We start from the raw sequence: 25,967 nt of genomic DNA, 5'->3' as shown, positions 1-25,967 counted from the left end.
GGCTGGGATTAGACTTTGGCGGGTTCGAATGGTGTGTTCGGCTGGGGATTGTTGCCCTCACCCCAGCCCTCTCCCAGAGGTAGAGGGGGCCGACCGAGTTGTTGGCGGAATCTGCATCGACCTGAAAAATCGAGTCGCACTCAGGATTTGAAAGCCATGGAGATCAGCTCCCTCTCCCTCGGGGAGAGGGCTGGGGTGAGGGGCTTTTCCCACAGACACACAGTTGCAAAGCCCGGAGCAGACATGGCCAACGCTTTACCCGACCTGAAACTGTTACGCATCTTCGTCAGCGTCGTGCGCCATCAGGGTTTCGCCAACGCGCAACAGGAACTCAACCTGTCGACCTCGGCGATCAGCACTTACATGAGCCAGCTCGAAGCCGCGCTCGGCCTGGTGCTGTGCCATCGCGGGCGTGGTGGGTTCAGCCTGACCAGCAAGGGTGAGCTGTTCCATCAGGAAACCCTGCGCCTGCTCGCCGAGCTCGAAGGTTTCGAGCAATACGCTGCAGCGCTCAAGGGCGAACTGCGCGGCACGCTCAACCTCGGCGTGATCGACTCCACCGTCAGTGACAAGGCCTTGCCGTTCGCCGAAGCCATCGGCGCCTACAGTCAGGAACACCCGGCGGTGCATTTGCATCTGTCGGTGATGAGCCCCTACGAATTGCAACTCGGCGTGCAGGACAACCGTCTCGATCTGGCCATCGGTGCGTTTTCCACACGCATGAGCGGCCTGATCTACATGCCGCTGTATCGCGAGCAACACTGGTTGTACTGCAGCAGCCGGCACCCGTTGTTTAACGAGCGGCGCATTCCCGAGCAAGTCATCACCCAGCAACGCATGGTCGGACGTGGTTACTGGAGTCAGGCCGAACTGGCGCGCCACGGCTTCAAACACAGCGCGGCGACGGTGGAAAGTATGGAGGCGCAGCTGATTCTGGTGCTGTCCGGCGCCTACATCGGTTACTTGCCGGAGCACTATGCTCAGGCGTGGGCCGACAAGGGCGATTTGCGCGTGCTGCTGCCGGCGACCTTCGGTTATCAGGCGCCGTTTTCGATGATCATGCGCCGGGGCCGCAGCCGCGAGCCGCTGATCCAGACCTTCCGCGATTTGCTCAAAGCACAGCTCAATCAGGCTTAGCTTGTAGGGAAAAGAAGTATGTCCAGACCTCAATGCCCGCGCTGCCTGCGCCCCCAGACCCATTGCCTGTGCCCGCTGATCCCGAGCCTCGACAGCCGCACGCGGGTGTTGCTGTTGCAGCATCCGAGCGAGGTCAATCATGCGTTGAATACTGCTCGATTGGCGGCACTCGGTTTGACCAATGCCGAGCTGATTGTCGGTGAAGTATTCGAAGATTTGCCGGCGCTGTTGAACCTGCCGGGGTATCGGGCGCGGTTGTTGTTTCCCGCCGATGATGCGCAGCCGATGCAGGCTTATGGCGAGTCCGATGAACCACTGTTGCTGGTCGTTCCGGATGGCACCTGGCGCAAGGCGCGCAAGATGTTGCACCTCAATCCGCTGCTGGCGGCGTTGCCACGGGTGACGCTGGCCGAAGGTGGCGTGTCGCGCTATCGCTTGCGCAAGGCACCGGGGCCGAGGGCGTTGTCGACCATCGAGGCGATTGTGCAGGCGTTGCAGACGCTGGAACCGTCGGCGTCATTCGAGCCGTTGCTCAAGCCGTTCGAGGCGTTGATCGAGGGGCAGATTGCGGCGATGGGGGAGGAGACTTTCCAGCGTAACCATGGCGACAAATGATCGTTCCCACGCGGAGCGTGGGAACGATCATTGGCTAGCGCTCGCGCATCGCCTCGGTCCGCGCTTTCAGCACGGGTTTGAGCAGATAATCCAAGACGCTTTTCTCCCCGGTAATAATGTCCACCGTCGCCACCATCCCCGGAATGATCAGCAACGGTTTCACATCCCCGCCCAAATGGTTTTTATCGGTACGCACCTGAATCAGATAGAAACTGTTGCCCTTGTCATCGGTAATCGTGTCGGCGCCGATCAACTCAAGCTTGGCGCTCAGCCCGCCGTAAATCGTATAGTCATAGGCACTAAACTTGACCATGGCTTTCTGGCCCGGATGCAGGAACGCAACATCCTGTGGCCGCACTTTGGCCTCGATCAACAGGTTGTCTTCCAACGGCACGATTTCGACCATGTCGCTGCCCGGTTGAACCACGCCGCCGATGGTATTGACCTTCAATTGCTTGATCACCCCGTGTACCGGTGAGGTCACGGTGGTGCGGGTGACGCGGTCGTCGATGGCGATGCTGGTGGCAGTGATTTTCGACAGGTCGGTGCGTTTCTCATTCAGTTCTTTCGCCGCCTCGGAGCGGAAGGTTTGCTCGGACTCGTCGATCTTGCTGCGGATCTCGGCAATCGCCGATTCGGCGCGGGGGATGGCCAGCGTCGTGGCGTTCAATGAACCGCGGATTTCCACTGCGCTGCGCTTGAGGCGAAGGATTTCCACGGGTGACACCGCACCGGTTTTCACCAGCGGTTCGGACATGTTCATTTCTTGCTGCAGCAGCGCCAGACTCGAGCTGAACTGACCCTGCTTGGAGCGAAACTCGGCGAGTTCCTGAGTCTTCTGCCGCAGTTGTTCGCTCAACGTGCGCTGCTCGCTGGCCAGCCGGCGCTGACGTTGTTCGTACAGCGAACGCTCGTCTTCGGCGACTTGCGGCGCTTTGGCGATGACTTCATCGGAGAGCTTGAACGGCCGGCCCTCGGCCTCCGCCGACAGCCGTTCGACCTGCGCCGTCAACGCATAACGATCCGCCTCACTCTCACCCTTGTTCGAGCGAAAGCGCGTGTCATCCAGCCGCAGCAGGGTGTCGCCCTTGTTCACCATCTGCCCTTCACGAAAGAAAATCTCGGTGACGATGCCGCCCTCAAGGTTCTGGATCACCTGAATCTTGCTCGACGGAATCGCCTTGCCTTCGCCCATGGTCACTTCTTCGAGCACGGCGAATTTGGCCCAGACCACCGCGCTGATCAGCAGCGCCGCCGCCAGCCACACGGTGATCCGCGACCAGCGCGGCGAATCCTGCAAGGAAGCGCCGGCGGTTTCCGGCATGAATTCGGCTTCGGCGCTTTTGCCGAAACTGTCGAAGTAGCCGCGCTCTTTGCTATCGGAGGAAGCAGACATGGGGTAACTCCTAGACCGCTGCCGAGCCGACACGGCCCTTGCGCAGTGCATCGATGACCGCTTCTTTCGGACCGTCGGCGACGACCCGGCCGTTGTCCAGCACCAGCAACCGGTCCACCAGGCTCAGCATCGAGGTGCGATGGGTGACCAGCAGCAGCGTCTTGCCTTGCACCCAGCCGTGCAGCTTCTGCCGCAGCAAGTCCTCGCTGCTGTTGTCCATGGCGCTGGTGGGTTCGTCGAGCAGCATGATCGGCGGGTCGAGCAGCAGCGATCGCGCCAGCAGAACGGCCTGACGTTGGCCGCCAGAGAGCAATTGTCCGCGCTCGCCCACCGGCCGATCGAAGCCTTGCGGATGCTGGCGAGCGAGTTCGGTAACGCCGGTCAGTTCGGCCACTTCGAGCATGCGTGAATCGCTGATGTAGCGCGCGCCGAGGGTGAGGTTGTCGCGCAAACTGCCGGCCAGCAGCGGCAGATCGTGGGCGACGTAACCGATCTGTTGGCGCAGGTCGGCGACGTCGAGTTGGCGCAGGTCGAGGCCATCGAGCAGCAGTTGGCCCTCCTCAGGTTCATAGAAGCCCATGACCAAACGCGCCAGGGTACTTTTGCCCGAACCGCTGCGGCCGATGATGCCGACCCGCTCACCGGGTTTCAGGCTGAAGCTGACATTGCTCAGCGCCGGCGCATTCTGGCCGTTGTAATGAAAGGTCACGCCGCTGACGTCGAGCGCACCCTGCAATTGCGTGCGCTCCAGCGGCCGCTGTTTGCCGTCGCGTTCTTGCGGCAGAGCCATCAGTGCATCGGTGCTTTTCATGGTCAGTTGCGCTTGCTGATAGCGGGTGATCAGCCCGGCAATCTGTCCCAGCGGCGCGAGTACACGGCTGCCGAGCATGTAACTGGCGACCAGCGCACCGACGCTGAGGTTACCGGCGATGATGCTGTAGACCCCGGCGACAATCGTCGCCATTCCCGAGAACTGTTGAATGAACAACGTGCCGTTGGTGGCCAGCGCCGACAGATTGCGCGCGTGGCTGTCGAGACGGGTGAGGGCGCCGTGGGTGCTTTCCCATTTGTGCTGGCGCTCGCTTTCGGCGCTGCAGGCCTTGAGGGTCTCCAGGCCGCCGAGGGTTTCGATCAGCACCGCTTGGCGTTCAGCGCCGAGGCTCAGGCTCTTTTGCACGGTGTCACGCAGACGTACCTGAATGATCATCGCGAAGATGATGGTGATCGGAAACGCCAGCAGCGGAATCACCACCAGCCAACCGCCGAGCAGGCCGATCACCACCAGCATCAGCACCACGAAGGGCAGGTCGATCAGGCTGGTCAGCGTCACTGCCGTGAGAAATTCACGCAGGCCCTGAAAGTCATGAATGCTCTGGGCGAAACCGCCGATGGTCGCCGGCCGTGCCTTCATCGACATGCCGGTGATGCGTTCAAATAAAGTCGCGGAAAGGATCACATCGGTTTTCTTGCCGGCAGTGTCGAGCAGGTGCGCACGCACCACCCGCAGCACCAGTTCGAAGCCGGTACCGATCAGCAAGCCGATCGACAGCACCCACAGGGTAGAGGTGGCCTGATTCGGCACCACGCGGTCATAGGTTTGCATGACGAACAGCGGCACCATCAGGCCTAGCAAATTGATCAGGAAACTGGCGAGGATCGCATCGCTGTAGAGCCATTTCGACAGCTTCAGGGTGTCGCGAAACCACGCATGCACCCGTGGCACTAGCGGTGAACGGAGGTCTTCGAGTTCATGGCGCGGACGGGCGAACAAGGCCTGGCCGCTGTAGTGCTCGCTGAGCTCTTCGCGGCTGATCCATTGCTCGCCGCCGTCGGCTTCGCTGGGCAGGATCAGCGCTTTGCCGTCGTCGCCGAAGCGCCGTAAAACAGCAGTGCGACCGTCGTTGAGCAGCAGCAGAATCGGCAGGTTGAGCGGCGAGATGTCTTTCAGCTCGCGGCGCAGAATCCGTGCCTGCAACCCGGCCCGGGCGGCAGCGCGGGGCAGCAGGTCGAGGCTCAGTCGTTGTTTGTTGAGGGGCAGCCCGGCACTCAGGCTGGCGCGACTGACCGTCGCGCCATGCAGTTTGCAGAGGATCAACAGACCGTCGAGTAACGGATCATCGAAGCTCAGCCGCGGATCGATCCCGGTGTGGCCGGGTTCCATGCTGGTCATATTGATCGCCTCTGTTGAACGGACTCAGGTTGATCGTTCCCACGCTCTACGGTCGATGCGTGATCGTTCCCACGCTCCGCGTGGGAATGCAGCCCGGGACGCTCCGCGTCCCAAAGCGGACGCAGAGCGTCCATTGAGGCATTCCCACGCAGAGCGTGGGAACGATCAACAGGGGACTTATTTCAGCTCGGGCAGGCGCGCTTCGTTTTTCACTTCGGTCGCGGCGATCGCATCGGCCGGCAGCACCACCCGTTGTTTGCTCAGCAACTGGCCCATGTTCGCCAGCACGCGGTACATCGAATATTCCTCGGTGTAGCGGATTTCGGTGTAGCGACGGTTGGCGTTGTACAGCTCGTTTTCACTGTCGAGCAAATCGAGCAAAGTCCGTTGGCCGAGGCCGAACTGGTCCTGATACGCGGCACGTACACGCTTGGTGGTTTCCGCGTATTCGCGGGCGGTCGGGGTCTGTTTCTTCGCGTTTTCCATGGCGTTCCACGCTAGGCGGATGTTCTCGTTGAGCTGGCGCAGGGCGTTGTTGCGGATGTCCATCGCCTGATTGATGTCGTGGGCATTGGCGGCCAGTCGGGCCTTGTCGCTGCCGCCACGGAACAGGTTGTAGTTCATCACCACACCCACGCGCCATTCGTTGTCGTGGCCTTCATCGCCTTGCACGTTGTTGTTCGCGCCGACGGCGGCTTCAGCATCGAAACGTGGATAGAACGGCGACTTGGCGACTTCGTACTGGCTCTCGGCCGATTGCACGTCAGCCTGGGCGGACTTCAGATACGGGTTGTTGTCGACCATGCTCTGTTGGGCTTCACGCAATTCGGTCGGCAGTTCGCCACGGGTCGAAGCCGGGGTTTCCAGCTCATCGGGCATGCGCCCGACCACGCTGTAGAAGTTAGATTCGGCATCGGCCAGGTCGACTTCGGCGGTGTCGAGGTTGTTCTGCGCCAAGGCCTTACGCGCGACCGATTGATCCGAGTCAGCGGTACTGCCGACGCCACGCTCGGTGCGCAGGCCGATCTGATCGTTGACGCGCAAATGCGCCTGCAGGTTGTTCTTGGCCAGGGTCACCAGCTCGCGACGCTTGAGCACTTCGAGGTAGACCTCGATGGTGCGCAGGGCCAGATCCTGGGCGGTACCTTGCGCGTAATACGCACGCGAATTGGACACGCCTTTGGTGCGCTCGACTTCATTGGCGGTGTTGAAACCGTCGAACAGCATCTGCCGCAGACGCAGCTCGGACTGGGTGTAATTGAGGATTTCGGTGTGGTGATTGCCGAAGGCCCGAGTGTTGGTGTTGTCGCTGTAGCCACGGCCATACGCGGCGTTCAAATCGACGGACGGATAAAAGCCGCCCTTGGCCACTTTGACTTGTTCATCAGCCGACAGGCGGGCGTCCACGCGCGAGGCCAGTTCCGGGTGAGTGGCGATGGTGCTTTGAATCGCCTCGGTGAGGTTCATGGCCTGGGCTTGAGAAGTGCAAGCCATGGCCAGCAAAACCGCGCTGCAGAGGGGGGTTAGAACGCGCATGGGTGCATCTCCCTGAGTCCTGATGGTGTGTTACTGTCGCCAAATATTTGACGATATTTTTAGGTGCAAGCGTTTCACTCTTGTAACAACAGAGCTAAGAACATCCTGAAGCGTAGCTAAGAAAAAATTTTCATAAGGCTTATGCCGAAAAAAACTTATGCGCTTTGCAAAAACCGGCACATTGTTCAGCATGAAAGCCTTTGTTTTATGCGCTTTAGGGAGCGCAGGAAGGCTTGAGGAAAGTTCCACTCACTTTGCGACATACGGCGAAGTACTGCTGAAGGGGAGGGACGCGTAGCGGCTGATGGGTGACAGATTTTTGTCACTCGAGTGATTCATCAGCGTTACGTAGCGTTAGTGGGCGTATGGCTTTGATCAGGATGTTGAAGTGCTTGATAGCACTGATGTTTCCGAAAGAGGCCGCCTGCGAAACGAACTGTTGAAGGTGCGAGCGTCGCCTCCAACAACCCGGTTGAGCCATGGGCTGCTTCGCTTACCAGTGCCGACGGTGGTCGGCAGCGGAGGATTTCACATGGCAACGCTCATCGGCACAGTCACTAAAGTCATTGGCCAGGTTTTCGCCCAGTCAGCCGACGGTAATAAACGCGTACTGGTTGAGGGGGATCGCCTGGTCGCAGGTGATCAACTGATTACTGGCGCGGAAGGCGCGGTGGCGGTGAAGCTGCAAAACGGCCAGGAACTGACCCTCGGACGCGGCAGCAGCATGACCATGACCGGTGAACTGCTGGCGGGTCAGGCGGCGCATGTCAATGCCGCGGAGGCCGTGACCCCGAGCGACGCGCAATTGACCGACGTCGAGCAGATCCAGAAAGCCATCGCCGCCGGTGACGACCCGAGCAAAACCGCTGAAGCCACCGCGGCCGGTCCGAATGCCCCGGGCGGCGCACCGGGAGAGGCGGGTGGCGGCCACAGTTTTGTCCTGCTGACCGAAGTCGGTGGACGCGTCGATCCGATCATCGGTTTCCCCACCGCCGGGTTCGGCGGTATTCCTGAATTCCCTGAAGAACGCCGCAACGCGGTGATCGACAACGGTGATGACACCCCGGCTGTGGTGGTGCCGCCACCGGTGAACAATCCAGTGACCCTCACCGGTCTGAATGTGGCGGGCGGCGAACTCAACGTCAGTGAAGCCAATCTGCCTGACGGTTCGTCGGCCAACCCCGGTGCACTGACGCAAAGCGGCAGTTTCACCGTGTCGGCACCGGACGGTCTGACCAGCCTGAGCATCGGCGGCATCAACGTTATCGTTGGCGGTGTGCCGATCGGCTTCCCGCAATCGATCACCTCGCAGCTGGGCAACACCCTGACCATCACCGGTTACAACCCGGCGACTGGCGTTGTCAGCTACAGCTACACCCTCAACGGCAACGAAACTCATGCGGCCGGTGACGGCGTGAACAATCTCAGCGAACAGTTCACCGTGATTGCCGGCGACAGCAATGGCGACACCGCGACCGGCACGCTCGACGTCAACATCACCGACGATGTGCCAAAAGCCTTTGATGACAACAATGGCACGGCGTCTGAAACGCAGCTGACACTGACCGGCAATGTGTTGACCAACGATGTGCAAGGGGCTGATCGCGTGCCCACCGGGCCCGTCACCCCAGGCACTTTCACCGGCACTTACGGCACTTTGGTGCTGAACGCCAACGGCACTTACACCTATACGCTGAACACCAACGATGCCGACTTCAAAAACCTGCACGGTGGCGGTAACGGCACGGAAACCTTCGCCTACACCATCACCGATTCCGATGGCGATACCAGCACTGCCAACCTCGTCCTGCAGATCCACAACAATGACGATCCGGTGGTCATCAACGGCTTGAACGTCGAAGGCGGGGAGCTGACGGTCTACGAGAAAAATCTCGGCGACGGCAGCGCACCGGATTCCACCGCGCTGACGCAGAACGGTACGTTCACCATCACTGCACTCGATGGTGTAACGACGCTGACTGTCGGCGGCATCGCCGTTGTCACCAATGGCGTGGCCGCAGGCTTCCCGCAATCGATCACAACCCCGTTGGGCAGCACGCTGACCATCACCGGTTTCAACGCCACCACCGGCGTGGTTAGTTACAGCTACACCCTGGTCGACAACGAAGCGCATCCCACCGCCAACGGCGCGAACAATCTGCCAGAGCAGTTTGCCGTCACCGTGGTCGATGACAACGGCACCACTGCCAACGGCACGCTCGACGTGAACATCACCGACGACGTACCCAAAGCCTTTGATGACAGCAATGGCACGGCGTCTGAAACGCAACTGACACTGACCGGCAACGTGCTGACCAACGACGTGCAAGGTGCCGATCGCGTACCGACAGGACCCGTTACGGCCGGCACCTTCACCGGGACTTACGGCACCTTGGTGCTCAACGCCAACGGCACCTACACCTACACGCTGAACACCAATGACGCGGACTTCAAAAACCTGCACGGCGGCGGTAATGGCACAGAAACCTTCGCCTACACCATCACCGATTCCGACGGTGATACCAGCACCGCCAACCTTGTCCTGCAGATCCACAACAACGACGATCCGGTGATCATCGCCGGCCTCGACGTGAATGGCGGCGAACTCACTGTTAACGAAAAAAACCTCAGCGACGGCAGTGCGCCGGATTCCACTGCGCTGACGCAAAGCGGCACGTTCACCATCACTGCACTCGATGGCGTCACCACGCTGACTGTCGGTGGCATTGCCGTCGTCACCAACGGTGTGGCCGCAGGTTTCCCACAATCGGTCACCACTCCGCTGGGCAGCACACTGACCATCACCGGTTTCAACGCCACCACCGGCGTGGTCAGCTACAGCTACACCCTGGTCGACAACGAAGCGCATCCAACCGCCAACGGCGCGAACAATCTGCCTGAGCAGTTTGCCGTCACCGTGGTCGATGATAATGGCAGCACTGCCAACGGCACGCTCGACGTGAACATCACCGACGACGTGCCGAAAGCCTTTGATGACAGCAATGGCACGGCGTCTGAAACGCAACTGACACTGACCGGCAACGTGCTGACCAACGACGTGCAAGGTGCCGATCGCGTACCAACAGGACCCGTTACGGCCGGCACCTTCACCGGGACTTACGGCACCTTGATGCTCAACGCCAACGGCACGTATACCTACACGCTGAACACCAATGACGCGGACTTCAAAAACCTCCACGGCGGCGGTAACGGCACAGAAACCTTCGCCTACACCATCACCGATTCCGACGGTGATACCAGTACCGCCAACCTTGTCCTGCAGATCCACAACAACGACGATCCGGTGATCATCAACGGCCTCGACGTCAACGGCGGCGAACTCAGCGTTTACGAGAAAAATCTCAGCGACGGCAGTGCGCCGGATTCCACCGCGCTGACCCAGAGCGGCACCTTCACCATCACTGCACTCGATGGCGTGACGACCCTGACTGTCGGTGGCATCGCCGTGGTCACCAACGGTGTGGCCGCAGGTTTCCCACAATCAGTCACCACACCGCTGGGCGGCACGCTGACCATCACCGGTTTCAACGCCGCCACCGGGGTGGTCAGCTACAGCTACACCCTGGTCGATAACGAAGCGCATCCCACCGCCAACGGCGCGAACAATCTGCCAGAGCAGTTCGCCGTTACCGTGGTCGATGACAACGGCACCACCGCCAATGGCTCGCTGGACGTCAACATCGTCGACGACCTGCCGAAGGCCAACGATGACAGCAACGGAACAGCGTCAGAAAGCCAACTGACCCTGACCGGCAACGTGTTGACTAACGATGTGCAAGGTGCTGACCGTGTACCCACCGGCCCGGTTACGCCCGGCACGTTCACCGGCACTTACGGCACCTTGGTCCTCAACGCCAATGGCACGTATACCTACACGCTGAACACTAATGACGCCGACTTCAAAAACCTCCACGGCGGCGGCAACGGCACGGAAACGTTCGCCTACACCATCACCGATTCCGATGGCGATACCAGCACCGCGAATCTGGTGCTGAACATCCACAACAATGACGATCAGGTCTACCTCAACGGCCTCGACGTCAATGGCGGCGAACTCACCGTCTACGAGAAAAACCTCAGCGACGGCACCAGCCCCAACACTCCGGCGCTGACCCAGAGCGGCACCTTCACCGTCACCGCCCTCGACGGCCTGCAAACCCTGACCGTGGGCGGTATCAACGTGGTCACCGGTGGCGTGGCCGCAGGCTTCCCGCAATCGATCGTCACGCCGCTCGGCAGCACGTTGACCATCACCGGCTATAACCCTGCTACCGGTGTTGTGAGCTACAGCTACACCCTGGTCGACAACGAAACCCATCCGAACGCCAACGGCGCCAACAGCATCACCGAAAACTTCAACGTGGTGGCGACGGACACCGATGGCAGCACGGCCAACGGCCAGATCAACGTCAACATCGTCGATGATTTGCCCAGCGCCCATCCTGACGCCGCATCGGTGGCGGAGGGCGGCACGGTCAGTGGCAATGTCCTGAACAATGACATCGGCGGCGCCGACGGCCCGGCCGTAACCGGTGCGGTGGTCGGCGTGCGCGCCGGCGCCGACACTTCGACCTCGGCCATCGGCGGCCTCAACAGCAACATCAACGGCACCTACGGCTACCTGACCCTGGACGCCAACGGCAACGCCGTCTACCACAGCAATCCCAACGTCGTGAACGGCCCGGGCGCGGTGGATGTGTTCACCTACACCGTGCGCGATGCCGATGGTGATGAAAGCACCACCACCATCACCATCGATGTCGCCAACAGCAAGCTGTGCGCGACCAGCGACACCGACGTCACCGTTTACGAAAAAGCCCTCGACCTGACCAAGGACGGCGCGGATCTGGCTCCCGGTACAGTCACTGGCAGCGCCCCGACCAACACCGGCGAAACCGCGTCCGGCACCTTGGTCGGTTCGGTCGCTGGTGCGGTCGGTGCAATCAGTTATGCCTTGGTCGGCAGCGCCACCGGCAACTACGGGCAGATCGTTCTCAACCCCAACGGCACGTACACCTACACGCTGACCTCGCCGGCGAGCACCACGCCGCATGCCGACGATGGCGCCAACAGCCTGAGCGAAACCTTCACCTATCAGGCCACCGATTCACTGGGCAACATCGTTACCAGCACCATCGTTGTGAGCATCGTCGATGACGTGCCAAAAGCTGTGCATGACAACAACGCCAACAGCGCCTCGGAAACGCAACTGACCCTGACCGGCAACGTGCTGACCAACGATGTGCAAGGCGCCGACGTGGTCGCGACCGGACCGAATGCCGGGCCGATCACCGCCGGCACGTTCACCGGCACTTACGGCACGCTGGTGCTCAACGCCAACGGCACGTACACCTACACGCTGAACCCCAACGATGCCGACTTCAAAAACCTGCACGGCGGCGGTAACGGCAGCGAGACGTTCACCTACACCCTGACCGATGCCGACGGCGACACCAGTACCGCCAACCTGGTGCTGAACATCCACAACAACGACGATCCGGTGCTGCTCAACGGCCTTGACGTAAATGGCGGCGAACTCACCGTTTACGAGAAAAACCTCAGCGACGGCACCAGCCCCGACACCCCGGCACTGACCCAGAGCGGCACCTTTACCGTCACCGCGCTCGATGGCTTGCAAACCCTCACCGTTGGGGGCATTGCCGTGGTCACCAATGGTGTCGCCGCAGGCTTCCCGCAATCCGTCGTCTCGCCGCTGGGCAGCACCTTCACCGTCACCGGTTACAACCCAGCGACCGGTGTTGTGAGTTACAGCTACACCCTGGTCGACAACGAAACCCACCCGAATGCCAACGGTGCCAACAGCCTCACCGAGAACTTCAACGTGGTGGCGACGGACACCGATGGCAGCACTGCCAATGGTCAGATCAACGTCAATATCATCGATGATCTGCCGACCGCCAAACCCGACACCGGCTCGGTGGCCGAGGGCGGAACGGTCAATGTCAGTGTGCTCGGCAATGACATCAGCGGTGCCGATGGCGCCGCCACTGTGGTCGGCGTGCGCGCCGGCAGCAACACCGGCACTTCGGCCATCGGCGGCCTCAACAGCAACATCAATGGCAACTTCGGTTACCTGACCCTCGATGCGGCGGGCAACGCCGTCTATCACAGCAACCCGAACTCGGTGAGTCCACCGGGCGCCACCGACACCTTCACCTACACCGTCCGCGACAGCGACGGCGATGAAAGCACCACGACCATCACCATCAACGTCGCCGACAGCAAACTGGTGGCCTCGGTCGATCAGGACGTCACGGTCTATGAGAAAGCTCTCGATCTGAGCAAGGACGGCGCGGATCTGGCCCCCGGTACGGTCACCGGCAGCGACCCGAGCAACACCGGTGAAACCACCACCGGCACGCTGGTCGGCGCAGTCACTGGCGGCACCGGCGCGATCACCTACACCCTGGTCGGCAGCGCAACCGGCAGCTACGGGCAGATCCAGCTCAACGCCGACGGCACTTACACCTACACGCTGACATCGGCGCCGAAAACCTCGCCGAGCGCCAACGACGGGGCGAACACTCTCAGCGAAAGCTTCACCTACAAAGCCACCGATGCACTGGGCAACAGCACCACCAGCACCCTTGTGGTGAACATCGTCGATGACGTACCAAAAGCCGTGGCCTCGGATCGTTCGGTGGCGGCAGTGGAGATCGATTCGAACCTGCTCATCGTTCTCGACATCTCCGGCAGTATGGCTGACGCCTCCGGTGTGCCGGGCCTGTCGCGACTGGCGCTGGCCAAGCAGGCAATCAGTGCCTTGCTCGACAAGTACGACGACCTCGGCGACGTCAAAGTCCAGCTCGTCACCTTCAGCAGCAACGCCACCGACCGAACCTCGGTATGGGTCGATGTGGCGACCGCGAAGACGATTCTCGCCGGCCTGACGGCGGGTGGCGGCACCAACTACGACGCCGCGGTGGCGGTCATGCAAACCGCGTTCAATACCTCGGGCAAACTCACCGGGGCACAGAACGTCGGTTACTTCTTCTCCGACGGCAAACCCAACGAAGGCGACATCAACGCCGCTGACGAAGCCGCGCTGAAAAACTTCCTCGATGCCAACAACATCAAGAACTACGCGATCGGCCTCGGCAGCGGCGTGAGCAACGCCAACCTCGACCCGCTGGCCTATGACGGCATCAGTCACACCAACACCAATGCGGTGGTGGTCACCGATCTCAACCAGCTCAATTCGGTACTGTCGGGCACCGTACAGGGCGCGCCGGTCACCGGTTCGTTACTGGGCGAGGGCGGCACCTTCGGCGCCGATGGCGGCTTCATCAAATCCATCGTGGTTGACGGCACCACTTACACCTACGATCCGAAAGCTCTCAGCGGCCAAGGCTCGCTGACGCCAAGCGGCGGCACCAATCACGGGACGTTCAACACCGTGAACAACACGCTGAGCATCGCCACCAATAACGGCGGCACACTGCTGATCAACCTCGATACCGGCGACTACACCTACACCTCGCAGAAAACCACCGCTGTGGTCATCACCGAGAACATCGGCTTTACCGTCAGCGACAACGACGGCGATCTCGCCAGTTCGACGCTGACCGTGAAAGTCATCCCCAACGCGCCGCCGGTGGCGGTGGACGACCACGTCATCACCAACGTGCTGTCGGGCAACATTGTGGTGCCGGGCGAACTGCTGCTGGCCAATGACACCGATCCGAACGGCGATACGCTCAATGCCACGCCTACCAGTTTCAACACCGGCTGGATCTCGAAAGCGGCGGACTTCACCGGCACCGGGGCGATCAACTTCACCGGCACCAACGTCAACACCGCCGCCAACCAGAACCTGGCCAACGTGCGTAATTCGTTCAGTGCCAACGCCGCGACCATGACTGCCGTACTGGTGGTCAGTGGCTATCTCGGTGCGGTGACCAACAGCAACGCCAACGATGAAGACCGCATCACCGTCAACCTGCGCCAGGGCGAAACCCTCAACCTCGATCACAACCTGGCGGCCGGTCACGTCACCATGGAGTACTCGATCAACGGTGGCGCCTACACAACCCTGGCGGACGGGCAAACCCTCACCGCGTCGGCCGATGGCGTCTATCAGATCCACATCACCAACATCGCCAATCCCAGCGGCGGCGGTAACCCCAACACGGCGGAAAACTATCAGCTGACCATGACCCTCAACTACGCCGGGGCGCATGACATCACCCCGGACTTCCACGGCAGCTACACCGCCAACGACAACCATGGCGGCAGCGACACCGCCAACGTCAGCATCAGCTATCAGGACGGCCACACCCTCACCGGCACCTCGGGGGATGACGTGCTGGTGGCTGGCAGCGGCGACAACATCATCAACGCCGGCGACGGCAACGATGTGCTCACCGCAGGCTCAGGCAACAACGAGCTGCACGGCGGTGCCGGCAACGACTTGCTCTACAGCGGCCCGGGCAACGATTTGCTCGACGGCGGTACTGGCAGCGACACCGCCAGCTACGCCCACGCCACGGCCGGGGTCACGGTCAACCTCGGCCTGCTCGGTGCGCAAAACACCCTTGGCGCCGGCACCGATACGTTGACCGGCATCGAAAACCTCGTCGGCTCGAACTTCAATGACACCCTCACCGGCGATAACAATAACAACGTGATCAACGGTGGCCTCGGCAACGACATCCTCAACGGTGGCGGTGGCGACGACCTGCTGATTGGCGGCATGGGCAACAACACCATGACCGGTGGCTCAGGGGCCGATACCTTCCAGTGGCTCAAGGGCAACAGCGGCCACGACCTGATCACCGACTTCACCCCCGGCACCGACAAGCTCGACCTGTCGCAACTGCTGCAGGGCGAAAACGGCACCACAGCCTCGCTGGATGACTACCTGCACTTCACTGTCAGTGGCAGCGGCGCCTCGGTGCTCACCAGCATCGATGTCAGCGCCATGGCCGGCGCCACGCCGAACCAGACGATTGATCTGGCCGGCGTCAATCTGGCCAGCCATTACGGCGTAACGCCGGGTGCGGGTGGGGTAGTGGCTGGCGGGCATGACACGGCGACGATCATCAGCGGGATGCTGAATGATCATTCGTTGAAGGTGGATACGGTGTAAGCGACGCCTGAAACGACAAAACCCGCCGTCCCGTTCAACCGGGGCGGCGGGTTTTTTCTGCCTGGAGGCAGGGCGTTGTTCTTTCGTCAGTCTTCGCGAGCAGGCTCGCTCCCATATTGGAGCGCGTTTAACTGTGGCAGCGAGCCTGTTCGCGAAAGCGCCAGATCTGACTCCGAAAAACCCAGCGGTTGATCACACCTGCATCAACCCGGCGGATTCTGGCGTAGCTGTAAGCGATGACGCGAGGTCGTGTAGCTCGATTTGTTGCCTGCACGTTTCTGATAAGCGCACATGTTCAAGCCCCCTGTGCATGAGCATTGATTCCGACGAACGGTAGCAATACCTGTAATTTCTGACAGTAGGCAGCACCCGCCATTGCGCATTAAATCGAACCCATGCAGCGGCGGTATCACCCTGTTGATACCCGCACACCAACGATTGGCTAATTGTCGCGGAGCGTCTTACATGCAGCCCCCGGAACACACACAAGACCCGCACAGTGCAAATCCGCAACCATCGGAAGTCACCGCTTTGCCGCTTCCGCGAGTGCCGGTCATTCTCAAAGACGAACTCGGTGAAGAAAGCCCCGACGGACTGTTGCCGCGTACGGAGTTGAACCGTGATCTGCAGTTGATTGTTCCTGAGTGGAACTTCACGACCGATCCTCTTCTCGGGCCCGATGTTATCAAAGTGGGATTCCGCCTGTTTGGGAATGACTTTCGCGAAGTCAATGAATTTAAGTTTCCTATTCCCATCGCACCTGGGGACAAATACGTGTCAGTCCCCAGGGACTATATGGACAGTGGCATCTACGACCTGTCTTACATCCTGATCCAGGGGGGCAACCCTGCTGAGTCCGCAAAAAAACGTATTACCGTGGACACGGTGGCCCCGAACTATGGTCAGGAGCCCGTCTTGCTGGAAATGCTGGATGTCGTCGGCAGTATCACCGACGACTACTTGAAGGAGCATGGGCAGGTTCGTTTTAAAGTTTGCAGTTATCCGGGAATTAAAGCCCGGGACAGAGCGATTTATTTCTGGACCGATACGGATACACCTTCCGGCTCGGAAACAGATATTGGCGAACAGGAATTCAGTCAGGCAGACATTGACCGTGATGAACTGTTTATCACCGTGCGCGAACAGGATATTCGTGACCGGGGTGAGGGGCCCCGTTATATCTATTACCGTCTACGAGACTGGGCGGGTAATAAAGGCCCCATATCAGAACTGTTGGGGTTGTTTGTCGATCTGCTCCCGGCGCCCGGAAATCTCAAGCCGCCTCGCGTGCCGTTGTCGGACCGAGGGTTGATTGACCGCCAGCATGCCCGTGAAGGTGCGGTGGCTCAGGGAGCCGTGACGGTAGAAATCGATCGTTATGACAATCCTGGTAGTGACAACGACATTCTGCTCGACTGGAATGGCACACCGCTGGCGCCGGTGCCGGTTGATCCTTCCCGCTTTCCCGTGGTCGTGCCAGTGCCTTGGTCAGCCCTGACAGCTAAGGGGCTGGGGCCCTTGACGGCGTCGGTGACTTACAAAGTGCGGCGTCCTTCAGGCACCACGCCATCCTCTCTGGAAACCAGGGTCCCGGTAGATTTGACCCTCGCCGGACAGGACCATGCCAATGCCCCGGCATTACTCAACCCGACTCTGGCAAAAGTAGAAATATACGGCGTCAATTCGAAAGTCCTCAACACGTTGACGTCTGATGATTTTGGCGAGCCTGCCGAGGGGGTTCTCGCGCTGTTTGATGCGCCACTCGCCGGGCAGACCATCAGCCTGTTTTGGGGGGCGATCACCACACCTGCAGCGCAATATATCGTTCAGCACGGTGATGTAGCCGGTAAGCGCGTGCCGTTCACCATTCCCTGGTCGATCATTGACCAGGATCGGGAGAACCCTGCATTACCGGTCTATTACACGACCAGCAACAACGTCAACCTGCAACAGGCTCTGACAACCTCAGTCAATGTATCGATTGTGGTGATCGAAAACCTGAAGGAGCCATCCTTTCCGCATGCGAACAGGGACGGTGTTCTTGACTGTTGTGCATGCCCGCGACTCTGGAAAGGGGTCTGGGTAAAAATCGATGGGAATACCGCCTTCGACAAAGATGATGTTGTGACTCTGCATTGGCAAGGATGTGAAGGACTGAATGGCTCTGAACCTATTCCCGGAGTGACAGACAAGTTCCCCACGATATTGAGCGACGCGCAAGCGCGTGAAGGTTTTGAAGTGCATGTCGCGGACTTTGAACGTCTGATTGCCCCTATGGTGAATAATGGCTCTGCACTGTGTCATTACACACTTAAGAAAACCAAGGGCGGAGTGGGTAGTTCAAAAGAGGAGTTCGTCATTATCAATAGAACCCTGCCCAGCACTATTGTCTGTTCCGATAAGGAGGGTGAGGATCACTGCGGTTCGCCCTGCGAGCATTCCGGGTGGGGTGAAAAGTTTGCAGAGTATTCGTCTGCGAAGTTGCAAGGCTTATTGAAATAAGCAGTTCTTGAATTCCACGTTTCTCGTGTCTGACTTGAGTAGTGTCTGTTAATTGCAAGAAGTTTAACCAGTGCCAAACGTATGCCTGCGTTGTTGCGTATGCGTGGGCGTCTTCTCCAGGAGCGATAAAATGACCGTTTATAAAAAACTCACCCCCGCACAGCAAAGTCGACTGGATTACCAGAAGATCCGCTTGGCAGCCCCGAAGATGGATGCATTTCCGCCTGAAATTCACCCCGATAATCCCTTGCTGCCTGATCAACCGGGTGATGGCAAGAATCAGGTTCATCGCTCAATACAGGGCTTGCCACTGAAAATAAATATTCCTCGGTTTTCAGAAGCAGGTGCTACGCCCCCGGTGGACGGATTTATTGAATTGACGTGGAATGGCAAGAGGTTGCCGGAAACGCGTTTTACCTACACCACGCCAATTGACCCTGCCATTCTCCTAATCGAGATGACGCTGCCGGCCAACCTGACCGACAAAGAGGGAGAACATGAACTGAGCTATTTCCTCAATCAAGGTGGGAACGTCGCTACGGTGACACCCGTGCCGATTAATGTTGACAGCACCCCGCCACTGACGGAAACGGAGGTAATTGTTCCAGCTGAAGTAGACCGTGACGGTATCACTAAAAAATATCTGGACGATATTGGTCATGTGCTGATAAGGGTTCAGGAATATCAACTGCACATGCTGAATGATAAGGTTGAATGTTTTATCGGTCGTTCCTCCGCTTTGGCGACGTTGATTGGAACAGTTGATCGCACGGATCTGACCCTGCCTTTGGAATTTAAACTGACCGCCGCAATGCTGGACGGTGAAGAGGGTGTAAGGGCTATTTATTGGAAAGTGACGGATCGCAAGGGAAATGTAAGCCTTGAGTCACCTTATAAACGATTGAACGTCACGCTGACCGACCCTCCTGCAGATTTGCAGCCGCTGGATATTCCCCTGTATAGCGACAACCTGATTGATCTGGCGGATGCTCAGGAGCCGGTAGGCGTCGGAATTAAAGATGAATATACCCACTTCCTTCCGGGTGATCAGTTGGAAGTCACCTGGGATGGCCTGTTACAGCCGGCGGTCACGATTCCCGGTTTTCCTTTTTATGTCGATGTCCCCTTCCGCAATGTCTTCAACAACAATGCCGGCCTGAAGACTGTTACAGCCAGTTATCAGATAAAACGCGGGGGTGCTGCCCATCCTCTTAATCCGGTCGAGCTGAAAGATATCAGCGTGGATTTGCGCAAGCCAGGCACGCCAATAGATCCCGACAAGCCAGGCAACCCTAACCCCGATCTGCCAGAACTGTCAGTGCAGGGAGCCTCTGGAGGTACTCCCGATCAGTTGAGGGAGGGGGACAACGTGGGTCCGGTAGTTGTAACGGCTACGCTCTATACCGGGGCCAAGGAGAATGACCAGATACAGCTTTACTGGAAAGGTGAGCCGGTAAGCGAGGAAGACGGCGGGGTTGTAAAAATCGGTACTACGCTTCCAGCCGACTTGCGATTTACTGTTCGATGGAGCGTTTTCGACTACGCAGGCAATGGTAATCCGATCAAGACCCATTATGTAATCAGCCACCTTGTAAACGATAACGTAGATGTTTCGCTCGCGACGGATGTTGATGTACTCATTCGTCCAGGTGTCGTCCCAGTGGTGAGGTTCCAACACCTCGATGAAGACTTCGGCTTGCTGAATTGCCGTTCTTTGCGACCGGATACCGTTGCCGGCACAGTAGTCGAAGTGTTGGTCTTGGGGGGCGAGCCACAATTGGAAGATCAGGAATTGACGTTCACTTATCAAGGTTACGTTGACAACGGAAGCACAATTAAACCCGGTACTGAAGCCAAAGTTACATACAAACCAACTAGTCAGGAAGCAGCTGCCGGGTTCATTGTAAGGATTCCCTATGATCCGGCGGTACTGGCTACGGAAAACGCTTGGGGAGGCATAATTTACTCGGCTCTAATTGACGGGCGCGACACACCCTCCGTAGAACATGTGGTGAGGGTTTATATGAAAGATCCGGGGACGGGTGGCACATGCCCGCTGCCTTGAGTAGGCGCTGAAGTTGCCAGGGAAGGTACTGTACGTACCTTCCCTTTTAAATGTTTAACAAGTAGCCAGTGAGAAGTTGTTACGAATTATTTTACGGACTTTTACCCTGCAAAAGTCAGAAAAATCCTACGTTGGTTGGGGTGTGGCAATCGGTATCGTACGACGCTGAATTATCTGGCGGGTAAACAAATTTGCCGGAGTTAATTAAACGAAGGATAGTCAATCATGAAACCCGAAGTCTTTTCATTCTGCAGAGTCGCTTCCACCGGAAGCTTTCGAATGCTGGTAGCGATACCGGCATTTTTTATGTTGGGTTCTCCCGCGTTGGCGGTCATCGTCGATAACAGCACGCTGGATGTAGATTCGACAGTGCCGGCCACTGATTATCTGGTGCGCAATAACGGGGTACTGAATCTGACCCGGGCCAGTACTCAAAACCTCAACGTGGTTTCCGGATCGACATTGAACATCAATGGCGCCACGGTGAATGCAGAACCTGGTATTGAGGGGATTTCCATCTCGGACAGTCGAGGCACTCTTGTGCAGGCCAATGTCACCAGCGACTGGATAGGAATGATGGTCAATCGGTCTTTCTCCTCGACGCAGGGGTCGACTGTCACCGCGACTGACAGTCAATTCAGGGGGGGCGAAGCCGGGATACAGATAACCGCGTTGAGCCACCTGACACTGATCGGCAGTGAAGTCACGGGGCAGGCCGCGGGCAGTGTCGGCCTGAATATGATCGGCGGTGAGGTGCACGCTACTGACGGTACTCGTATCAGCGGCGACCGGGCGGGGGTACGGATGGTCAACGACTCGTCCGTTTCAGGCAGTAGCAATACGCTGGTACTGGACGGTGCCAGTGTTGAGGGGCGCAACGGGCCGGCCATAGAAGTTGCCCGTGGCGCAAACGTCAGCATCGAGGTGCTGAACAACTCCACTCTGCAGGGTAGCGCAGATCAATTACTGGTGGTTCAAGAGGCTTCGACCGCCGCTGTAACGGTTGGCAGCAGTACGGTGAATGGCAACTTTGCAGTGACGGGTTCCAGCACGGCTGATTTCATCTTCGACCGAGGCCATATGACCGGAGACGTGCTGGTTGAGGACGGCTCGACGGCCAGCGTCACCCTGCAGAACCAGTCGCAATTCACCGGCAGCCTGGACAAGGTCGCCGGCGTCAACATCAACGACAATTCAAACTGGACCCTGACCGGCGATGACTCTGTTGGCGCAATGCGCATGGAAGGAGGACGAGTTACTTTCGGCGCGGCGCAAGAGCCCGCGACCTACTATCGACTGACGATCGGTTCGCTCGCCGGTACCGGTACGTTTGAGATGAAAGGTGATTTTGCCAGTGGTGAGAGTGATTTCCTCCATGTTCTTGGTCAGTCAGAGGGGCAGTTCGATCTCGCTGTGAAGGCTTCGGGGCTGGATGCGTTGTCGCCGCAGCAATTGACGCTAGTGCGTACCGGCACCACCGACGGTGCGAATTTTGCGCTGGCCGGCGATCAGCGGGTGGATGTCGGGACCTGGTCTTATGGGTTGGCCAGTCGGGAAATAGAGGGGGGAGCGAAGGAGTGGTTTCTCGACCCGACCACCGAAGTCATCAGCCCCGGCGCGCGCTCGGTACTGGCCTTGTTCAACACCGCGCCGACCGTGTGGTACGGCGAGTTGTCGTCGTTGCGCAGCCGCATGGGAGAGCTGCGTTTCAATGGCGGACAGTCCGATGGCTGGATCCGCACGTACGGCAACAAATACAACGTGGCCGACGGTTCGGGCGTGGGCTACCAGCAGACGCAGCAGGGCCTGTCCCTTGGCGCTGACGCCCGAGTGGGTGAAAGCCAGGTACTGGTGGGCGTGCTGGCGGGCACCAGCGAGTCCGATCTGGACTTGAACCGTGGCACCTCGGGCACGGTGAAAAGTTACTACGTCGGCCCCTACGTGACCTGGCTCGACAGCGATAGCGGTTATTACTTCGACGGCGTGCTCAAGTTCAACCGCTTTCGCAACGAGTCCAAGGTCCGCCTGAGTGACGGCAGCCGCACCAGAGGCGATTACGACAACTGGGGTATGGGTGGTTCGGCGGAATTCGGTCGTCATATAAAACTGGCAGACGGCTACTTCGTCGAGCCTTTCACGCAACTGTCGGCGGTACAGATCCAGGGTAAACGCTACACGCTGAACAACGACATGCAGGCCGATGGCGATCGCATGCGCTCTCTGCTGGGCAAGGCCGGTGCGACGTTCGGGCGCAACTTCGGTTTCGGTAACGGCGCTGTCGCGCAGCCTTACGTGCGCGCGGCGATCGCTCATGAGTTCGCCTCGAACAACGAAGTGAAGGTCAACAACAACGTGTTCAACAATGACTTGTCGGGTTCCCGGGCGGAGTTTGGTGCGGGGGTGGCGGTGGCCATGTCGGAGAAGTGGCAGGTGCATATGGACCTGGACTATGCCAATGGGGAGCATATCGAACAGCCTTACGGTGTGAATGTCGGGGTGAGGTATAGCTGGTAGTCGATAAGTTGAACCTGAAAATGCCTCGCTTTTGCGAGGCATTTTTACATTCGATGTACGCTGCCCTATCTGATTCCCACCCCAAGCGCAGTGCCGTAATACTGCACGTGGGCTTCTGCGCCAGTGACCAGATTTTTCATGTAATAGCGGACGATTGGCCAAGAGGATTGTCGGTCAGTTGACCAGTACCAAAAGTTACCCATCGGCCAACGCCCGCCCCATTGACTATGGATTTCTCTGAGCTCACCCATGCTTGGCAATCGCGTTCCTTTTGCCGCAGCCCGGCCGTTAATGGTATTCCAGCTTCCTCCATCCAGGCCGTAGCAATGCACGACTCCCGATACATGCACCAAGTAGGATTGGGATTGACCTACACTGTCACTGGCTGTGATTCGCGCTTGTCCATTGCCCCTGACTGTCACCAGACCCGTGCCGTCAACTACGGCAACATCCGTATTACTGGACGCGTAATGATAGTTCGGATTCGGTACCCCCCCGCTTGCCCTATGGTGCACCGAGGTACCTGGCCCAAAATTCGGATAGGCCGCCCAACTGGCAATGAGAAAGGCCCTTCCAGTCAACCGCACCTCGGTCGTATTGAACTGCAACGGCGGAATCGGCGAAATGACCGAAAAACGGCGAGACGCCGTATCCTGTCCGGTACTGACGGCCTTGGCTTTGACTTCATGTTGGCCAAGGCCTACCGGCAATGTCGTACTCCAAATGTTGCCGACCGCGCGCACTGTGTGCTTCGGGTTGTTGTTATCGTAAATCTGGACCTGACGGTTGGGTGTGACGGTGCCTCGCAGGGTCACCGAAGTACTTTTGGTCTGCCCACCCGGTTGAACCTCACTGATGCCGTCATGGACCGATGTCAGTGTGGGGGCGATGTGGGCGGCGACGGAAAAGTTCCTTGGTTCACTGTCCACCGGAACAGCACCATACAATGCTCTGGCAATAATGCTGTGGGAGGTGATCGCCAGACTGGTGACCTGCGCCGTCCACGTTTTGTTGGCCGTGACGTTGATCGGTGAGCCAACGGGCACGCCGTTGTTGTAGAGCTGTATCTGTTCTCTCGGAGTGGCTCCACCGCTTAAGGTGACCGTACTGTCATAGGTGATTGCGCCTTGCGCAACCGTGCCGACGGAGTCGACAGCAGCCGTGATCGTCGGAGAAATAAAGGCCGCCACGGTAAACACCCGGGGCGGGGCTGACTCCGGATTACTGCCGTATTCGGCCCTCGCGATCAGACGGTAGATATTCAAGGTCAGATTGTTCAAGACATAATCCCAATCGCCACTGGGCTTGACGTCCACGGTGGTGATTGGCTTATTGACGTCGAGCAGGGTGATTTTCTCGTTGGGGCTGGCTTTGCCGGTCAGAGTAACGGTTCGGTAATAAGTGGTGCCATCCATGGGGACGTCACTGCGGATATCGCTCACCCGTGAAATCGTCGGTGTCACGGCCTGAGCCACCACGAAGGTTCTGGGGCTGCCCACCGGCGGATCAATATCGTATAGCGCCTCGGCGGTGAGGCTATAAGTCTTGATCTTCAGATTGTTAAGGCGGTGACTCCATTTGCCCTGCTCGTCGACATCCAGGGTAATGGCCGGCGCATCGGCGCCGAGCAAGCGCACTTGCAGGTTGGGGGTCGCGCTGCCTTCCACGAAGACACTGTTGTCATAAGTGGTGGCACCCGGTTGGACGGGGCCTCGCGAGTCGGTGATGGCGAGGACTTCGGGTGTTTCTGCAAATTTGACGGTAAAGGTTCTGGGCGTGCTGGATACAGGATCAGCGTCATAAAGAGCCTTGGCGGTGATGCTGTAGTTTCTCTCCGTCAAGATGCCGATCTTGCGGCTCCAGATGCTGTCCGTTCCGACTTTTGCAGTTCCCATTGAAGTGGAAATTGCATCGAACAACTCAATGGTTTCCTCTCGGGTGGCAGTGCCGGTGATGGTGACTTCATTATCGCGGGTTTTACCACCTTCTTCGATGTCACTGCGTGAATCCGACACTCGGGTAATGACCGGAGTGATGTAGTCATAGCGGGTTCTGATAGTCAGTGGCAACCGGGGAAAAACATAAGCGCGATCTTCCACACCGTCACCATCGAATGCCACTTTGCAAACGACGGTGGCCGGGGTGGAGTGACCCAGTTTCATCAGTTCGCTTTTGAGCAGTGTTTCATTGAGGCCGTTGCTTATTTGCGTCGGTGTTATTTCCTTGCCGTCAATGATCTTGATGATGTGCCGGGTACCGGATGCGGTTTCTCCCTCAAGTAACAACCAGATGACTTGTTTCGGTGCAATGTAATACCACGTTGGGACTAAAACTTTCGCATCGCCGCTGAATGTCATCAGATCCAGAACGTTATTCGCTGCTTGGGGGACTTGCGGGCGAGGCAACTGATTTTCCGGGTCGGAAAACCCTGAAATGTAAAGATCCAGTGTTTGCGAAGGTGTCGTGATGGTATAGCGCGTTACCTCATATTGAACCGTGACGCGTCTGTCGATGTTTGCACCCACCACTGTAGCTGGCAGGTGGAATCGAACAGTGCCGCTCGAGTGCCCTGGCAGCTCAAGATCCTCGGATGTGCCCGCTCCCGGCGAGCCCAGCCACTTCAATCCGATCATGTCCTGCTCGGACTTCATGCTCGGGTAACCGACGCTCACATCGACGCCCGTCAACCCACTCATCGGGTCCAGTGTTCCGTCAGGCGCCTGAATAACATCGGGCGGCGGCAAATCCCCCACCAACTCACCAATGAGCAGATCCAGCGTGGCCGAATATTCATGTCGTCCGTTCGAGGCGCGCAACACCGAATAACGCACTTTCACGTACTGCCCGATGTTCGACGTGACATATTCCTTGTCGACTCTGAAGCGCACAGGCTGGCCTTCAC

The 25,967-nt window shown here is 58.7% G+C and carries 10 protein-coding genes; 6 read left to right on the top strand and 4 right to left on the bottom strand.

Annotated elements, in window-relative coordinates; all coding sequences use genetic code 11:
• Positions 1-243 precede the first annotated feature (243 nt).
• Positions 244-1,137 carry a LysR family transcriptional regulator gene (locus CKW17_RS05205; RefSeq protein WP_007914510.1) on the top strand — a complete coding sequence of 298 codons (894 nt, stop codon included), beginning with the start codon at positions 244-246 and terminating at the stop codon, positions 1,135-1,137.
• An 18-nt stretch (positions 1,138-1,155) separates the two neighbouring features.
• Complete coding sequence (locus tag CKW17_RS05200) at positions 1,156-1,752, top strand: tRNA-uridine aminocarboxypropyltransferase (protein WP_095119048.1); 597 nt, start codon at positions 1,156-1,158, stop codon at positions 1,750-1,752.
• A 34-nt stretch (positions 1,753-1,786) separates the two neighbouring features.
• On the opposite strand, the gene CKW17_RS05195 is transcribed toward CKW17_RS05200, so the two are convergent.
• The 3 genes from CKW17_RS05195 to CKW17_RS05185 all read right to left on the bottom strand — a co-directional run bounded on the left by CKW17_RS05195 (position 1,787) and on the right by CKW17_RS05185 (position 6,854).
• Positions 1,787-3,148, bottom strand: coding sequence for an HlyD family type I secretion periplasmic adaptor subunit (locus CKW17_RS05195; RefSeq protein WP_095119047.1), 1,362 nt, complete (start codon positions 3,146-3,148; stop codon positions 1,787-1,789).
• 10 nt (positions 3,149-3,158) lie between these two features.
• Entirely contained in the window at positions 3,159-5,318 is a 2,160-nt protein-coding gene (locus CKW17_RS05190) for a type I secretion system permease/ATPase (protein ID WP_095119046.1), read from the bottom strand.
• 177 nt (positions 5,319-5,495) lie between these two features.
• Complete coding sequence (locus tag CKW17_RS05185; RefSeq protein WP_095119045.1) at positions 5,496-6,854, bottom strand: TolC family outer membrane protein; 1,359 nt, start codon at positions 6,852-6,854, stop codon at positions 5,496-5,498.
• Positions 6,855-7,386: 532 nt separating this feature from the next.
• Between CKW17_RS05185 and CKW17_RS05180 the strand changes: the two genes are divergently transcribed.
• The 4 genes from CKW17_RS05180 to CKW17_RS05165 all read left to right on the top strand — a co-directional run bounded on the left by CKW17_RS05180 (position 7,387) and on the right by CKW17_RS05165 (position 23,065).
• Positions 7,387-15,984, top strand: coding sequence for a retention module-containing protein (locus tag CKW17_RS05180; protein ID WP_095119044.1), 8,598 nt, complete (start codon positions 7,387-7,389; stop codon positions 15,982-15,984).
• A gap of 465 nt (positions 15,985-16,449) precedes the next feature.
• Positions 16,450-18,486 carry a hypothetical protein gene (locus CKW17_RS05175; protein ID WP_256586194.1) on the top strand — a complete coding sequence of 679 codons (2,037 nt, stop codon included), beginning with the start codon at positions 16,450-16,452 and terminating at the stop codon, positions 18,484-18,486.
• A gap of 130 nt (positions 18,487-18,616) precedes the next feature.
• Positions 18,617-20,551 (top strand): hypothetical protein, encoded by a 1,935-nt coding sequence (locus CKW17_RS05170; protein ID WP_176470043.1) that lies wholly within the window; start codon positions 18,617-18,619, stop codon positions 20,549-20,551.
• Positions 20,552-20,776: 225 nt separating this feature from the next.
• A complete protein-coding gene (locus CKW17_RS05165; RefSeq protein ID WP_095119043.1) occupies positions 20,777-23,065 on the top strand; it encodes an autotransporter outer membrane beta-barrel domain-containing protein in 2,289 nt (762 codons plus the stop codon).
• Positions 23,066-23,130: 65 nt separating this feature from the next.
• On the opposite strand, the gene CKW17_RS05160 is transcribed toward CKW17_RS05165, so the two are convergent.
• On the bottom strand, positions 23,131-25,967 hold a 2,837-nt coding region (locus tag CKW17_RS05160), incomplete at its 5' end, for an Ig-like domain-containing protein (RefSeq protein WP_256586192.1).

It is taken from the genome of Pseudomonas sp. Irchel s3f10 (assembly GCF_900187515.1).
Lineage (GTDB): Bacteria > Pseudomonadota > Gammaproteobacteria > Pseudomonadales > Pseudomonadaceae > Aquipseudomonas > Aquipseudomonas tensinigenes.
The sequence above is the reverse complement of the archived record's forward strand: the minus strand, read 5'-3'. Positions and strand labels throughout refer to the sequence as shown.

Bases quoted from the DNA above. Each gene is read 5' to 3' on its own strand.
- CKW17_RS05205 (WP_007914510.1), top strand. From the start codon at position 244: ATGGCCAACGCTTTACCCGACCTGAAACTGTTACGCATCTTCGTCAGC.
- CKW17_RS05200 (WP_095119048.1), top strand. From the start codon at position 1,156: ATGTCCAGACCTCAATGCCCGCGCTGCCTGCGCCCCCAGACCCATTGC.
- CKW17_RS05195 (WP_095119047.1), bottom strand. From the start codon at position 3,148: ATGTCTGCTTCCTCCGATAGCAAAGAGCGCGGCTACTTCGACAGTTTC.
- CKW17_RS05190 (WP_095119046.1), bottom strand. From the start codon at position 5,318: ATGACCAGCATGGAACCCGGCCACACCGGGATCGATCCGCGGCTGAGC.
- CKW17_RS05185 (WP_095119045.1), bottom strand. From the start codon at position 6,854: ATGCGCGTTCTAACCCCCCTCTGCAGCGCGGTTTTGCTGGCCATGGCT.
- CKW17_RS05180 (WP_095119044.1), top strand. From the start codon at position 7,387: ATGGCAACGCTCATCGGCACAGTCACTAAAGTCATTGGCCAGGTTTTC.
- CKW17_RS05175 (WP_256586194.1), top strand. From the start codon at position 16,450: ATGCAGCCCCCGGAACACACACAAGACCCGCACAGTGCAAATCCGCAA.
- CKW17_RS05170 (WP_176470043.1), top strand. From the start codon at position 18,617: ATGACCGTTTATAAAAAACTCACCCCCGCACAGCAAAGTCGACTGGAT.
- CKW17_RS05165 (WP_095119043.1), top strand. From the start codon at position 20,777: ATGAAACCCGAAGTCTTTTCATTCTGCAGAGTCGCTTCCACCGGAAGC.